Here is a 13,938-nt window from a genome sequence, read left to right on the forward strand (position 1 = left end):
CCGCGCATCTGGTGGCGGCAGGGCCGCAAGTCCCGGGTTTGTTCTACCTCAAGTTTTGTTGTGAATTGCCGTAGGTAATGCAATGACAACAAGCGGGGGTGGCGCACGTCCACACCAGCCTGCGCCGCTGCGCCTTGCCAGCGGCGACAGAAGACTGCCCCGCTGCACAAAAGAACTGTTTGGGGGACTCATGAGTCACGAGTCAGGGTTGCGCCTGGAGCTCAGCGAGCCGGGCGAGCAGGTGCGTGCGTGCTACGTGCCCGAAGCGGGGCGGATGCCGCCCGATCACACCGCATTCCGCGAATGCCTGGCCAGCCATGGCTGGAGCGAAGCCAGGCTGGACCAGCGCGCCGTCGCGCAATTCCTGAGCCAGTGCCAGCAGGCCGATCGCGAAATCGATGCCACGGTCGGCGCGCTGATCGACGGTGCATTCGAACTCGACATCAGCGACGATGGCCTGGCTGTCCGCCTGACGCTGATGCGCCCGGAAGGCGGCCGCCCGGTGACCGAGACCGAGATCCGGAGCGCCGTCGCCGAACGCGGCGTGACCGCGCAGATCAAGGCGCTGGTGCTCGAAGCCTCCTTGGCAGAACGGAGCTGCGAGTTGCGCGAGATCGCCGCGGGCATGGCGCCCAGGCAGGGCCAGCCGGCGCGCTTCGTCAATCTGCTGGAGCCGCGCAAGCCGGTACAGTCCGACGACGATGCCCCCATGGATCTGCGCGAGCTCGGCAACCTGATGCTGGTCAGCCCCGGCACGCCGTTGATGCGCCGCATACCGGCCGAGCCGGGCAGTGACGGCGTCGACGTCTTTGGCAAGCCGCTGCCTGCAGATACTGTCGAGGACACGCCGTTTGCCGAAGGCCTGACCGGCGCCGCTGCCGATCCCAACGATCCAAACCTGCTCGTGGCAGTACTTGCCGGTTCGCCGGTGGTGGGCATGCATGGCATCGCCGTTAGCCCGGTGGTGCAGGTGGAATCCGTGGACCTGCATTCGGGCAATGTGGCGTTCGACGGCACGCTGCGTGTCTCTGGCGATATCCGCACCGGCATGTCGGTGAAGGTCACGGGCGACGTGCTCGTGGAGGGCACGATCGAAGCCGCGACGATCGAGGCAGGCGGCAGCATCGTGGTCAAGGGCGGCATCATCGGCAAGTCCGAAACCGGGCATGCGGAACCGAGCGGTACCATCAGCCGCGCCAGCGTGCGCTGCCAGGGCGCCGTCCAGGCGCGTTTCATCGAGAACGCCGTGGTCGAGGCCGGCACCGAGGTGGCCGTGGAAAGCGGCATCCGCCAGAGCGATGTGGCGGCGGGCGAGCGCATCGTGGTGGGCGGCACCAGCGGCATGGGCAGCATCAGCGGCGGCCGCAGCCGCGCGCTGCTGGGCGTGCGTGCGGCGGTGCTCGGCGCGCCCGCGGGCAGCGCCACCATCGTGCAGGTCGGACTGAACCCTTACGCGGATGCCCAGCGCGCCGCACTCGAAGCAGAGCGCCGGCGCCTGCTGGAGGAGCAGAACAAGGTCAAGCAGTTGGTGGCCTTCTTTGCCAAGCATCCGGAACGCGCGGTCGGCGACCTGCGCGAGAAGGCGCGCGCCACGCTGTTCAAGTCATCGAGCGACCTGTTCGAACTCGACGCGAAGATCGCAGAACTCGGCACACAGATGAACCCGGCCGCCGACGCGGTGATCGAAGCCGGCCGGCGCATCCACGGCGGCGTCACACTGCAGGTGGGCAACCGCGTGCTCAAGGTGATGGAGGACAAGCCTGGCGGCAACATTCGCCTCGTGGATGACCGCATCGCAGTGACCTGACCGGCATGGCGGCATTCCGGGGGTACCATCTGCCGGAATTTGTACTAAGCTGCAGTCGTGTCCTGGGGTGCCGCAGGATAGGCGATGGCTAGTGTTGGGCAGTGAATGCAGAAGCGGATGAACAATCTGTGGAAGCGTTACACGGAACCGACTCACGTGGCACTGAATCACCAAAGGCCAGCCAACGGGCTGGCCTTTGTACTTCTGCGCGCGGCTCGCATGGGCAAAGCGCGGCTGCCTGATCCTTGCTGATTCCCGCTTTTGCACCTTTTGGATTTCCGACCTTGACGTCGACGCATTTGCCGATATAGTTAGCCATATGGCTAACTATTTTCCGCTCGACCAGGTCTTCCTCGCATTGGGGGATCCCACGCGTCGCGCCGTCGTCGCGCGGCTCGGACTGGGCGCTGCCCCGGTCAAGGAACTGGCGGCGCCGTTTGCCATGGCGTTGCCATCGTTCCTCAAGCATCTGACCGTGCTCGAGCGCAGCGGCCTGGTGCGCTCGCACAAGCTGGGCCGCGTGCGCATGTGCGAGCTGGAACCGGCAACGTTGCAGGCCGCCGAGACATGGATGGCGGAACAGCGGGCGATCTGGGAAGCGCGCACCGATCGCCTGGCTGACTACGTGGAAGCGCTGCATGCCAAGGAGACTCGTAATGAGCAGTAAGCAGGATCTCGACCTCGAAATTTCGCGCGTGCTGAAGGCGCCGCGGGACCTCGTCTGGAAAGCCTGGACCGACCCGAGCCACCTGAAGGAATGGTGGTGCCCGAAGCCGTGGACCACCGAAGTCCTCGCCTTCGACCTCGTGCCGGGCGGCGCCTTCCACACGCTGATGCGTGGCCCCGATGGCGGCATCAGCGACAACCCGGGTTCCTTCCTCGATGTGGTGCCGCGCTCGCGCATCGTCTGGACCACGGCGCTGGTCGCGCAGTGGCGCCCCGCCGACAACCCCTGGCTGCCGATGACCGCGTACATCACCATGGAAGACGAGGGCGAACATACGCGCTACGTGGCCAGGGTCCTGCACAAGGACAAGGCTTCGTGCGACCAGCATGAGGAAATGGGTTTCTTCGACGGATGGGGTACCTGCATCACCCAGCTCGAAGCGTATGCGCAGTCGCTGAAATAGCCGCGGAAGGCGTCGCTGGAACCTCGCCGGCCGCGGTGCCGGTGTTGGTTGCCGCTGACAGAAAAAGGCCCCGAAAGCATCATGCTTCCGGGGCCTTTTTCTTGCCATCTGCCGGTGGTCCAGTCCGGTCAACACATGTGCGAATGCAATCCGCCGGAAGGGGTAGGCATGGCGCTCATTTGCGCGCCATCAAATCGTGACGATGTTCGAAGCGGCCCTTCTCGTCCTGATGCAGCCCTTCGGGAATACTCGCCCGCGGCCGGACGCCATGCCGGGTCAGGCGGGAACTACCAGGGGCGACTTCCGTAGCGAAGTCGGAGTCAAGGTTGCAACAGCACAGACAACCAGCATATGAGATTGAATCTTCCGGTCACCGACAACGAGTACCGCTTGCCATCGGACGAAGTCATCATCACCAGGACCGATACGCAAGGCAATATCGAATACGCCAACCAGGCGTTCTTTCGCAGCAGCGGCTACGACCGTGCCGAGGTCATTGGCCAGCCGCAGAACATTGTCCGCCACCCCGACATGCCGGCCGCCGCATTCGCCGACTTGTGGGCCACGGTTCGCGCCGGGACGCCGTGGACCGGGGTGGTCAAGAACCGGCGCAAGGATGGCGGCTTCTACTGGGTGCTGGCCAACGTCACGCCGGTGTTCCAGGACGGCAAGCCATCGGGTTACCTGTCGGTGAGGACGGCGCCCACGAAGGCGCAGATCGCATCGGCGACCCGGCTCTATGCGGACCTGAAGCGTGAAGCGCAGTCGCGCTGGCGGCTGTCCGGCGGTGAGGTCTTCCGTAAGGGCGCGGCCGGGGTCGTGCAGCGACTGTTGCGGCTGCCTGTGGTGGCGCGCCTGCTCGTGGTGCAGGCTGCGCAGGTCGTGCTGATCGCGCTGGCGGCGGCGAGCGCAACGCTCTGGGCGGCGCCGCCCGTTGTCACGTGGTCGCTCGCGGGCGCGGCAGTGGCGATGTGCGGCGCTGCCGCTTGCTACCTCGCGTTCAACATCCTGCAGCCCGTGATGCGCCTGAACCGCAGCGCGCTCGCCGTGTTGTCCGGGCAGTTGCAACACCGCTTCCCTGAATGCGGCGACGCGCAGACGCGGCTGCTCGGCCGCTTCCTGAACCAGATGAACGCACGGCTTGTGGGCGTGCTGCTGGACACGCGGAATTCGATCGAGAGCGTATGGCAGTCTTCGGTCGGGCTCGCCAGCGGCAATGCGGACTTGTCGGAGCGCACCGAACAGCAGGCGAGCGCCATCGAGCAGACGACGGCGACGCTCGCGCAGATCACCGAAACCGCGCGGCAGAATGCGAGCGATGCCGAGCGTGCACATCAGGAAGGGCGCAGTACGGCAGACGCGGCATCGGCAGCGGCAGGCGGCGTGCGCCGCTCGGCGACTCTGATGGAGCAGGTGACCACGCAGTCCCGCAGGATTGCCGAGATCACCTCGGTGATCGACGACATCGCCATCCAGACCAACCTGCTCGCGCTGAACGCAGCTGTCGAGGCCGCGCGTGCGGGCCAGCACGGGCGTGGCTTTGCCGTGGTGGCGGGGGAGGTGCGATCGCTCGCGCAGCGCGCCGAAGCGGCTGCCAAGCAGATCAAGGCGCTGATCGAGAACTCGCTCGAAGTCGTGCAGGCCAGCAGCGATGCGGCCATCAGTGCCGGCAGCGAGATGGATCGCGTGGAGCAGTCGGTGTCGGCGCTGACGCGAACGATTTCCGCCATTGCCAACGCCAGCCGCGGGCAGAGCGTGGAGATCGAGCAGACCAGCGCGGCGGTCGAGCAGATGGCGCACATCACGCAGATGAACGCGGCGCTGGTCGAGGAATCTGCCGCGGCGGCGACGGGTTTGAAGCAGCAGGCCCAGGCGCTCGAAGATGCGGTGAACGTGCTGGCCAGCTAGTCCACCGGATCGGCCGTGGCTCAGCCAATGGTCGCGATCGGCGCGCCCGCGGCCATGAAGATGCCCGCGGCGGCGCGCAGCACGATGCGGCCGGCACGATGCGCGTGGACCTGCATCTCCATCTTCATGGCTTCCATGACCGCGATGAGGTCGCCTTCCTTGACCTCGTCACCGTCGGATACCTTCCAGGCGTGCACGGTGCCGGCGACCGGGGCCGGCACATCCCTGGCGTCGGCTTCGGCGGCCTCGGCCGGCGCGGTGACCGGACTTGCCGCCTGCGCATTGGCCAGTCCGCCCAGCAGTTGAGCCGGCAGGCCCAGCATGACGCGCCGGCCATCGATCTCGATGGCAGTGCGAAGCAGGCTGCTGTCGGGCTGGGGCTCCGCACGGACGGCGGCGGCCAGCGGCTCGGCGAAATCGGATTCGATCCAGCGCGTGTGCACGTTGAAGCCATTGGTGCCCACAAAGTCGGCGTTGTCGATCACGGCACGGTGGAACGGCAGCACCGAGGCGACGCCTTCGATCCGGAATTCGCGCAGCGCGCGGCGGGCGCGGGTCAGGGCCTGTTCGCGCGTGGCGCCGGTGACGATCAGCTTGGCCATCAGCGAGTCGAACGTGCCGGGCACGACCGAGCCCGATTGCACGCCAGCGTCCACGCGCACGCCCGGGCCGGACGGCGGCTCGAAGCACCGTACCGGGCCCGGCGTCGGCAGGAAGCCACGGCCCACGTCCTCGGCGTTGATGCGGAACTCGATCGAGTGGCCCAGCGGCGCCGGCGTTTCCGTGATGGTGAGCGGCAGGCCATCGGCCACACGCAGTTGCTCGACCACGAGGTCGATGCCGGTGGTCTGCTCGGTCACCGGGTGTTCCACCTGCAGGCGGGTGTTGACCTCCAGGAAGGAGATCGCGCCGCCTGCACTTAGCAGGAATTCCACCGTGCCCGCACTGGTGTAGCCCGCGGCGGCGCAGATGTCGCGTGCGGCGGTATGGATGCGCTCGCGTTGCGCATCGGACAGGAAGGGCGCAGGGGCTTCTTCCACCAGCTTCTGGTTGCGGCGCTGCAGGGAGCAGTCGCGCGTGCCCAGCACCACGACATGGCCGTGGGTGTCGGCCAGCACCTGGGCCTCGATATGGCGGGGTTTGTCGAGGAACTGTTCGACGAAGCATTCGCCACGGCCAAACGCGGCAACGGCTTCGCGCACGGCCGAGTGATATAGCTCCTCGACCTCATCCATGCGCCAGGCGATCTTCATGCCCCGTCCGCCGCCACCGAACGCGGCCTTGATGATGATGGGCAGGCCATGCTGCTCGGCAAAGGCCAGTACCTCTCCCGCATCCTTGGCCGGGTCCGGCGTGCCCGCCACCAGCGGGGCGCCGACCTGCAGCGCGATCTTGCGCGCTTCGACCTTGTCGCCGAGCTTGGCGATCGTGGCCGGCGAGGGGCCGATCCACCGCAGTCCCGCGTCGATCACGGCCTGGGCAAAGGCCTCGCTTTCCGACAGGAAGCCATAGCCAGGGTGCACGGCATCGGCACCGCTCTTGCGCGCGATCTCCAGCAGCTTGGCGATATTCAGGTACGTGTCCGCGGGGCGGTCGCCATCCAGCCCGTAGGCCTCGTCGGCCATGCGCGCGTGCAAGGCGTCGATGTCGGCGTTGGCGTAGACGGCAACGGACTGCACGCCGTAGTCGGCACAGGCGCGGACGACGCGGACGGCGATTTCGCCACGGTTGGCAATCAGGACTTTTTTCATCGGAGATCTCGGAAGGTGCCGGCTTCGCTATGGGCGGCGGCCGGAGAGAGTTCTTCAAACGCGCGGATCGGGTTGAAGCGCAGCCAGGCGCCCACGGGGATCTGACCGGCGCGGTCGAGGTGATAGGGGGCGATCGTGGCAATCACGGGGTAGCCGCCGGTGAGCGGGTGGTCGGCCAGGAACAGCACGGGCTGGCCGCTCGGGGGCACTTGCAACGCGCCCAGGGCCGTGCCTTCGCTGGGCAGTTCGCCGCTGATGGCACGGTCGAGCGGCGTATCGCCGGCCAGTCGCAGGCCGACGCGGTTGGACTGGGGCGTTACTTGCCAGCGTTGCGCGGCCAGGCGTGCCACGGCTTCAGGCGTGAACCAGTCGGTGCGGGGGCCCATGACCACATCGAGCAGCACCTCCTGTTCCAGCGTGGGCAGGTCCGCGGCAGGCAGGGCCGGTTCGCTCACCACCATGCCGGTCGATGCCGGGTGCAGGCACAGGACATTTCCCACTGCCAGCGGTGCAGGGCCTACGTTGGCGAGTGTGTCGGTGGCGCAGCTGCCCAGCACGGGTGCGATCGCAAAGCCGCCGCGCGCGGACACGTAGCTGCGTGCACCGGCAACGGGCTGGCCGATGCTGAGCACGTCGCCGTCGGCGAGCGCCAGCGCCTGATGGGAAGGCGGATTCCACTGGTGGCCATCCGCCGTGCGCAGCGTCAGGGGCGCGTCGGCACCGGTCACGGCAACCACGGTCTCGCCGAGGCTTTGCAGTTGCAGGCCACCGCCCACGGTCTCGAGCGCGGCGCTGTCGCTGGGGTTGCCCACGAGGCGGTTGGCCAGCTTGAGGGCAGCCTGGTCCATGGCGCCGGAGGCCGAGACCCCTTGGCCTGCCTGGCCGTGGCGGCCCAGATCCTGGAACAAGGTCATCAGGCCCGTGGCTTTGACCTGCAGTGCCGTCTGCCCGGGCGCCAGCGCGTCGCGCATGCGGTCGCTGGCGGGCGAGGTGACGGAGTCTTTCAGTGTCTCGGCCCGGATGGCGGCTTCTGCCGTGGCATCCAGCGTGGCGATATCGACAAAACGCACGCGATAGCCGGGCTGCAGCAGCGCGGGCTGCTCGCGGCCCAGGTCCCACATGGCGACGGGTGTCACGCCGATGATCTGCCAGCCGCCGGGGCTGGCCTGCGGGTACACGCCGCTGAAGGTGCCGGCCAGGCCCACCGCGCCGGCCGGAATGCGCGTGCGCGGCGTACTGCGGCGCGGCACATCGAGGCTCGGATGGCCGCCTGACAGGTATGCAAAGCCCGGTGCAAAGCCGGTGAAGGCGACGGTGTATTCGCTGTCAGTGTGGCGCCGCACGACTTCCTCGGGCGTGATGCCCAGCAGTTGGGCGACCTCCGCCAGGTCCTCGCCGTCGTAGCGCACGGGGATTTCGATCAGGGTACTGCCGCGCTGCGCGCGCGATGTCACATCGCGCGTGGCGACGGCCTGCACCAGCTGCGACAGGCCACAGGAAGCGGGGCGAAAACGCACGAGGATCGTGCGCGCGGCAGGGACCAGCTCTTCCACGCCGGGAAGCGGATCGCGCTGCAGCGAGGCCAGCAGGGCCAGGGTCTGGTCCAGATCGGCCAGCTCCACCAGCACGGCGTTTAGGGAGACAGGAAGGAAACGCAACTGAGGCTCCGCAAGCGATCAGACGTGGTACGTACTGTCGGGCACGTCCGTGATGAACATATGGCCCGGGGCATGGGTGACCGCAAACGGTACGCCCGAGGCCATCACCGCAGCCTGCGGCGTGACACCGCAGGCCCAGAAGACAGGTATCTCGCCGGGTTCGATGCGCACCGCATCACCGAAGTCGGGGCGGTGGATGTCGGCGATGCCCAGCGCTTCGGGGTTGCCCACGTGGACGGGCGCGCCATGCACCGAGGGGAAGCGTCCGGAGATCATGGCTGCATCGGCGATGCGGCCGGCGGGAATGGGCCGCATGGACACCACCAGCTCGCCGTGCAAACGCCCGGCAGGGCGGCACTGGCGATTGGTGCGATACATCGGCACATTGGACCCGTCCGTGATGTGGCGCACCTCGATGCCCGCTTCCAGCAGCGGTGTCTCGAAGGTGAAGCTACAGCCGATCAGGAACGTGACCAGGTCAGGGTGTTCCTGCCACAGCGGCGCGGCGTCGGCGACTTCTTCCGCGAGCCGGCCATTGCGCCACACCCGGTAAAGCGGAATGTCGGTGCGAATGTCGGCGCCTTCGGCCAGCACGGTGTGATGCGCACCGGCTTCGATCACGTCGAGCACCGGGCACGCCTTGGGATTGCGCTGGGCGTAGAGCAGGAAGTCCCACGCCCAGTCGCGCGGCAGCGCGATCATGTTGGCCTGCGTCATGCCGGGCGCGACGCCTGCCGTGGGCTGGACCTTGCCGGCGCGATAGCTTTCGCGCGCGGTCCTTGCCGCCGCGACAGCGGCCGACCGGACCTCGTCAAGCACGTGGTTTGTCATGGTGATATCCCTTCTTCGTGTTGCGGGCAAACAGGGGCCAGCCGAATCGCATGCCGTCCCGGTTCAATGCTCGGCGACTTGCGTGGCGCCGGCCGGTGCCAATTGCGGATTCGACGGCTCCGAATCGTCGGTCAGATCGCGTCCCTGGGTTTCCGGCAGCAGCAGGCAGGCAATCACGACCAGCGTGTAGGCGCCGGCGGCCAGGTAACCGATAGCCGTGCCCAATGGCATCGACGTGCTCATGTGGCCGATCATCGCAGGAAATACCGCACCCACGGCACGCCCGAAGTTGTAGCAAAAGCCCTGGCCGGAGCCGCGAATATGGCTGGGGAACAGTTCCGTGAGGTAAGCGCCCATGCCGGAGAAAATGCCCGACAGGAAGAATCCGAGCGGGAAGCCCAGGACCATCATGGCCCCGTCGGTAATCGGCAACTGGGTGTAGCAGATCACGAGCACGGCGGCACTCACGGCAAACAGCATGAAGCAGCGCTTGCGGCCCAGCTGGTCGGAAAGCCATGCGCTGGTCAGGTAGCCGGCGAACGATCCCGCGATCAGCACCATCAGGTAGCCGCTGGTGTTGAGCACGGAGAGATGGCGCTCCATCTTGAGATAGGTCGGCAGCCAGGTCGTGACGGAGTAGTAGGCGCCCTGCATGCCGGTGGCCAGCAGGCTTGCCATCAGCGTGACACCCAGCACGCCCGGCTTGAAGATCAGCATGAAGCTGTTGCTTTCGCCCGTGCGGGCAAGCTTGGCCTTGGTTTCGCGGTACACCTCAGGCTCGCTGATATTGCGGCGGATATAGAGGATGAACAGGGCCGGCAGCGCGCCCAGCCAGAACAGCACGCGCCATGCATGTTGCTGGTCGACCAGCGCGTAGACCGCCCAGAAGGCGATGGCGGAAATTCCCCAGCCCACCGCCCAGCTGCTTTGCACCAGCCCCACGGCCTTGCCGCGATGGCGGGCGCGGATCATCTCGGCGATCAGGACGGAACCGACGGACCATTCGCCGCCGAAGCCGAGCCCCTGCAGCATGCGCGTGATGAACAGCTGGTCGGGCGACTGGGTGAATCCGCTCAGGAACGTGAACAAGCTGAACCAGAGCACCGTGAGCTGGAGAATCCGGACCCGGCCGTACTTGTCGGCCAGGATGCCGGCCAGCCATCCGCCGATCGCGGAACTGATAAGCGCGCCGGTGGCGATGTAGCCAGCCTCGGCCTTGGTCATGCCCCAGACCAGGATGAAGGTCGGGATCATGAACGTGTAGATCATGTAGTCGAAGGCATCGACGCCATAGCCGACGAAGGCGGCGAAGAGCGTCCGGCGCTCCTCTCGGTTTGTTTCCTTAAGCCACATGGTTGCGTTCTCCTTCCGGGAAGACGGCGGATGTAGGGTGGACGTCGTCTCGCACCCACTTTCTCGACGATGTCCGGGTCAGCCTGCGGCGCCAGGTGTCAGCGCTGCGGTCATGTGGTCTGGTTTAGCAATCTGTATGCCATATCGGTTTAAACATCACATATAACTCAACCAGAACGCTTGTATTGTTGAACAATCGTGAGTGATTTACTGTTGTGGTATACACCTAGCCAGACAAAGCAGGCAGCTTTGTCACCAAAGTGGTGCAATCCGTTCATCAAGGTGGGGCGGTCGGTCCATCAAAGTGCGCTAACATGCTGAGGTTCGGACCCTCTCCCAGCTGGGGCCGACCTGCCAACGCGAGCTTCACCCGAGATGACATCCAGTCCTGACACGAAGAACCTGACCGAACGCGTGGCCGAAGACATTCGCCAGAAGATCGTGCATGGCGAGTTTTCTCCCGGGCAGCGCTTGTCGGAGGCGGCGTTGAGCGACAGTCTTCAGATTTCCCGCAATACCCTGCGCGAGATCTTCCGGCTGCTGACCAAGGAAGGGCTGCTCAAGCATGAGCCCAACCGTGGTGTCTCGGTGGCGATCCCCAGTATCGCGGCCATCATCGATATCTACCGTGTGCGTCGTCTGATCGAGTGTCAGGCGTTGCGCCAGGCGTATCCGCGCCACCCGGCCGGGAAGCACCTGCGCAAGGCCGTGGAACTGGCGGCGCAATGCCGCGACCAGGGCGACTGGATGGGGGTAGGGTCGGCCAATATGGAATTCCACATGGCCATCGTGGAGCTGGCGGACAGCGAGCGGCTGAACGAGATGTTCTCGCGCCTGCTCGCCGAACTGCGGCTGGCCTTCGGGATGCTGCAAGACCCCGAGTTCCTCCACGCGCCCTATGTGGACATGAACGGACGCATCCTGCAGCTGTTCGAGGCCGGCAAGCTCGACGAGGCGGCCACGGCGCTTCACGATTATCTCGGGCAGTCGGAGCGCATCGTGCTCGCGGCCTGTGCGCGGCATCCCGTGTTCAATTCACGCTGATACGGATCTGGTCGCAGACCCTGCCCGGCGGCGGGCTTGCAGGGCACTAGAATGAAGGCAGGCCACTGAAGTCACGAGGGTGGCTGCCATGCTTGACTTGCTTCTGTACTGGGGCGCAATGATTGCCGCCCATCGCCTCATGGAGTGGGCCGGTTGCTTCGACCGGCCGGTGCTCTACCCGGATCTCGATCATCCCTTCCGTTACTGGTGGGCGCGACGAGTACGGCAATAGCTTTGCGTGTCTGCGCTTCCGCGCAGCCGGCAACTCAGTGCTTCCAGGCTACCGGCGCAGTCGCGTTGCAGGCGGTCACCTTGCCGAACCAGTTCCTGCTGGTGTTCAGCTTGATGCGCTGCTCGTCGATCGGCTCGATCTGCCGCTGCCGTCTGTCGGCCAGGCTGTTGGCCACATTGACGGCGGCTGCCTTGCACTCGGCCGCGGCGGTACCGGGCAGCATCGTGAATTGCAGGTAGCGGTAGTCGACTTTCAGGGTGAAGCCATCGGGCACATATTCCACCGTGTACTCCGTTGCCATGTCATACGTCGACATCTGGCGGCCGGAGTAGTGGGGGGCCGTGGTGGTGCAAGCGGCTGACGCCAGGCAGGCGAGTGCCGTCGCGATTCTCAGGAATTTCACTGTGCGCTCTCCATTCGTGCCCACGGGCACCGCAGGCAGCTACATGACGCCCAGAAACAACAAAGCCCAACCGGACTGGCTGGGCAACTGGACCTGCATTCTACACGAAGCAATCTGGAGGCAACTTGGACCAAGAAGGACGGGCTCCCGCGCGGGAGCCCGATTTGCGTGCAGCCAGCGGACGCTGCCGTGGCAGCGCCGCTGCTTACGATGCCGAGTAGTTCGACAGCGCCTTCGGGAACTTCAGGATCCACATGCGCGTGAGGCGGTTGACCGCATCGCCGCGCGTGGCGCGCACGCTGACGGCGCCGGTGGTGCAGTTGCCGTCGTTCAGGATGGCGCCGTTGGCGTCGACCGTGCACGAAGTCGGATCGCCGTCGATGAGCTTGCCGTTGGCATCCACCAGCGTCGAGCGCAGGCCGAAGTCATTGTCGTTCATGATCGCCAGCGTCTGGCCATCGATGAGCGTCATGGCTTCCAGCTTCTCGGCGCTCCAGCCCAGCGCGTTCATATCGAGCAGCACGGTCTTCTTCAGCTTGATCACGTTGGCCCACGTCGTAGCCGCGCTGGGGGTGCCGTGGATGCTGTTTTTCTCGAGCTCGATGCCCATGCCCGCGATATCAGGTCGCCGAGCTTGGCGCTGCCGGTGCGGTTGCGGTCCCAGGTCTGGCCCTGCGACGACAGCGGGTAGTTGAGCGGATAGGCGTAGAGCTTCGACGTCTCGGTCTTCGAGGCGAAGTCGCGCGAACTGTGCATGAGTTGAGGATTCACGCTCGCGTCCCATACCCCGACGCAGGATCAACTGACTGGAAATTGCCATGCGCGTCGTGGATTTGCTTGAAGCCGGGGGCAGCTTTCCAGGCTTATCGAGGCCGTAGACAGGGGGTGGACGCGGAGGTGGTCATTCTTCGCGACGGCAAGCCTGCGGAGAAGCTCGTACCGCCTTGCACACCCTAAAATTCTTTCAGTGCCTGAGCAAGTGACCGATTTGTGAGGCGGAAGCAGCTTCTTCGGGCCAATCTTGCGCCACGGTTGCCAAGCGACGACAATGTTCCCGGCACAACCGCGGGTGGTCTAGGAGTAACACCACATCTCGGACTTCCCATCACCGGAATCTGGCAAGACCCTGTATGAGGTTCGCAACGGTTGTATGTTTACCGGTATGAACGTTGCTTCTACACTCGAGTCATACCTACACGATTGTCTAGGGCCAACCATGAAAGCTTATGAGGTAAGAGTCGCATGGGATGCCGATGCCAAGGTTTGGTACGTCGCGGATAGTGATGTTCCAGGTCTGGCGGGGGAAGCGGAAAGCGTCGAAGAGATGATTGCGCTACTCCAGAATCGCGTCCCAGAGATGCTTGAGGAAAATGAAATTGAAGACGGAGAGACGGTCCAGTACCACCTGATATCGGAAGCGCTGTTGGAAACCAGACGACAAGCCTGATGGGCAACAATTACGCCGACCAGGTAAAGCGTCTACTCCAGCAAGCTGGTTGCAGGTTTGTTCGTCATGGGAAAGGTGACCATGACATCTGGGAAAACCCCATTTCAGGCAAGCGGTTCCCGGTAGACGCGAACATCAAGTCCCGCCACACTGCAAACGTTGTTCTCAAGCAGGCAGGCCTACCGAAGGCCTTCTGACTCGTAGCGTCACGGATCACCAAGCCCGCTTCGGCGGGCTTTTTGTTGCCCAGAGATTTTGCGAACTGCGTATTCCGGTGAACGTGACCGACGATTCCGGCGCAACGTGACCGTTGCGCGCGAGGGGATGTTACGCGGTTCAGATTGTAGAGGGCGCGGTCACGATGAGTTGATTTT

The 13,938-nt window shown here is 65.2% G+C and carries 13 protein-coding genes; 7 read left to right on the top strand and 6 right to left on the bottom strand.

All coding sequences use genetic code 11. From position 1 onward, the window contains the following. The first annotated feature begins 190 nt into the window (after nt 1-190). The 4 genes from KHO41_RS12135 (at nt 191) to KHO41_RS12150 (ending at nt 4,845) form a co-directional block, all read left to right on the top strand. On the top strand, nt 191-1,807 hold the full coding sequence (locus KHO41_RS12135; protein WP_211953523.1) for a DUF342 domain-containing protein: 1,617 nt from the start codon (nt 191-193) through the stop codon (nt 1,805-1,807). 319 nt (nt 1,808-2,126) lie between these two features. Continuing rightward, nucleotides 2,127-2,474 carry an ArsR/SmtB family transcription factor gene (locus KHO41_RS12140; RefSeq protein ID WP_211953524.1) on the top strand — a complete coding sequence of 116 codons (348 nt, stop codon included), beginning with the start codon at nt 2,127-2,129 and terminating at the stop codon, nt 2,472-2,474. Next, the gene (locus tag KHO41_RS12145) at nt 2,464-2,937 is read left to right on the top strand and encodes an SRPBCC family protein (RefSeq protein ID WP_211953525.1); all 474 of its coding nucleotides are present in this window, start codon (nt 2,464-2,466) and stop codon (nt 2,935-2,937) included. The genes KHO41_RS12140 and KHO41_RS12145 overlap by 11 nt, the downstream gene beginning before the upstream one ends. A gap of 351 nt (nt 2,938-3,288) precedes the next feature. Beyond that, nucleotides 3,289-4,845 (top strand): methyl-accepting chemotaxis protein, encoded by a 1,557-nt coding sequence (locus KHO41_RS12150; RefSeq protein WP_211953526.1) that lies wholly within the window; start codon nt 3,289-3,291, stop codon nt 4,843-4,845. 20 nt (nt 4,846-4,865) lie between these two features. On the opposite strand, the gene KHO41_RS12155 is transcribed toward KHO41_RS12150, so the two are convergent. The 4 genes from KHO41_RS12155 to KHO41_RS12170 all read right to left on the bottom strand — a co-directional run bounded on the left by KHO41_RS12155 (nt 4,866) and on the right by KHO41_RS12170 (nt 10,438). Next, entirely contained in the window at nt 4,866-6,596 is a 1,731-nt protein-coding gene (locus KHO41_RS12155) for an acetyl/propionyl/methylcrotonyl-CoA carboxylase subunit alpha (protein ID WP_211953527.1), read from the bottom strand. Then, nucleotides 6,593-8,254 (bottom strand): 5-oxoprolinase subunit PxpB, encoded by a 1,662-nt coding sequence (pxpB, locus tag KHO41_RS12160; RefSeq protein WP_211953528.1) that lies wholly within the window; start codon nt 8,252-8,254, stop codon nt 6,593-6,595. The genes KHO41_RS12155 and pxpB overlap by 4 nt, the downstream gene beginning before the upstream one ends. A gap of 18 nt (nt 8,255-8,272) precedes the next feature. Further along, complete coding sequence (locus tag KHO41_RS12165) at nt 8,273-9,085, bottom strand: putative hydro-lyase (RefSeq protein ID WP_211953529.1); 813 nt, start codon at nt 9,083-9,085, stop codon at nt 8,273-8,275. A 63-nt stretch (nt 9,086-9,148) separates the two neighbouring features. Further along, on the bottom strand, nt 9,149-10,438 hold the full coding sequence (locus tag KHO41_RS12170; RefSeq protein WP_211953530.1) for an MFS transporter: 1,290 nt from the start codon (nt 10,436-10,438) through the stop codon (nt 9,149-9,151). A gap of 375 nt (nt 10,439-10,813) precedes the next feature. Here KHO41_RS12170 and KHO41_RS12175 point away from each other — a divergent pair, with 375 nt between their 5' ends. Next, nucleotides 10,814-11,482: a GntR family transcriptional regulator gene (locus KHO41_RS12175; RefSeq protein WP_211953531.1), complete on the top strand. Its 669-nt coding sequence runs from the start codon at nt 10,814-10,816 to the stop codon at nt 11,480-11,482. Nucleotides 11,483-11,748: 266 nt separating this feature from the next. Here KHO41_RS12175 and KHO41_RS12180 read toward each other — a convergent pair whose 3' ends face one another. Both KHO41_RS12180 and KHO41_RS12185 read right to left on the bottom strand, forming a co-directional pair. After that, nucleotides 11,749-12,117 carry a hypothetical protein gene (locus tag KHO41_RS12180; RefSeq protein ID WP_211953532.1) on the bottom strand — a complete coding sequence of 123 codons (369 nt, stop codon included), beginning with the start codon at nt 12,115-12,117 and terminating at the stop codon, nt 11,749-11,751. A 205-nt stretch (nt 12,118-12,322) separates the two neighbouring features. Further along, entirely contained in the window at nt 12,323-12,727 is a 405-nt protein-coding gene (locus tag KHO41_RS12185; protein ID WP_211953533.1) for an esterase-like activity of phytase family protein, read from the bottom strand. Between the two features lie 606 nt (nt 12,728-13,333). On the opposite strand from KHO41_RS12185, the gene KHO41_RS12190 reads away from it, so the two are divergent. After that, complete coding sequence (locus KHO41_RS12190) at nt 13,334-13,564, top strand: DUF1902 domain-containing protein (RefSeq protein ID WP_211953534.1); 231 nt, start codon at nt 13,334-13,336, stop codon at nt 13,562-13,564. Beyond that, nucleotides 13,564-13,761, top strand: coding sequence for a type II toxin-antitoxin system HicA family toxin (locus tag KHO41_RS41885; RefSeq protein WP_211953535.1), 198 nt, complete (start codon nt 13,564-13,566; stop codon nt 13,759-13,761). The genes KHO41_RS12190 and KHO41_RS41885 overlap by 1 nt, the downstream gene beginning before the upstream one ends. The last annotated feature ends 177 nt before the right edge of the window (nt 13,762-13,938 follow it).

Source organism: Cupriavidus numazuensis, from assembly GCF_905397435.1.
Taxonomy (GTDB): Bacteria; Pseudomonadota; Gammaproteobacteria; order Burkholderiales; family Burkholderiaceae; genus Cupriavidus; species Cupriavidus numazuensis.

What these genes read in the sequence shown, in the direction of transcription:
- KHO41_RS12135 (WP_211953523.1), top strand. Translation starts at nt 191, where the DNA reads ATGAGTCACGAGTCAGGGTTGCGCCTGGAGCTCAGCGAGCCGGGCGAG.
- KHO41_RS12140 (WP_211953524.1), top strand. Translation starts at nt 2,127, where the DNA reads ATGGCTAACTATTTTCCGCTCGACCAGGTCTTCCTCGCATTGGGGGAT.
- KHO41_RS12145 (WP_211953525.1), top strand. Translation starts at nt 2,464, where the DNA reads ATGAGCAGTAAGCAGGATCTCGACCTCGAAATTTCGCGCGTGCTGAAG.
- KHO41_RS12150 (WP_211953526.1), top strand. Translation starts at nt 3,289, where the DNA reads ATGAGATTGAATCTTCCGGTCACCGACAACGAGTACCGCTTGCCATCG.
- KHO41_RS12155 (WP_211953527.1), bottom strand. Translation starts at nt 6,596, where the DNA reads ATGAAAAAAGTCCTGATTGCCAACCGTGGCGAAATCGCCGTCCGCGTC.
- KHO41_RS12165 (WP_211953529.1), bottom strand. Translation starts at nt 9,085, where the DNA reads ATGACAAACCACGTGCTTGACGAGGTCCGGTCGGCCGCTGTCGCGGCG.
- KHO41_RS12170 (WP_211953530.1), bottom strand. Translation starts at nt 10,438, where the DNA reads ATGTGGCTTAAGGAAACAAACCGAGAGGAGCGCCGGACGCTCTTCGCC.
- KHO41_RS12175 (WP_211953531.1), top strand. Translation starts at nt 10,814, where the DNA reads ATGACATCCAGTCCTGACACGAAGAACCTGACCGAACGCGTGGCCGAA.
- KHO41_RS12185 (WP_211953533.1), bottom strand. Translation starts at nt 12,727, where the DNA reads ATGGGCATCGAGCTCGAGAAAAACAGCATCCACGGCACCCCCAGCGCG.
- KHO41_RS12190 (WP_211953534.1), top strand. Translation starts at nt 13,334, where the DNA reads ATGAAAGCTTATGAGGTAAGAGTCGCATGGGATGCCGATGCCAAGGTT.
- KHO41_RS41885 (WP_211953535.1), top strand. Translation starts at nt 13,564, where the DNA reads ATGGGCAACAATTACGCCGACCAGGTAAAGCGTCTACTCCAGCAAGCT.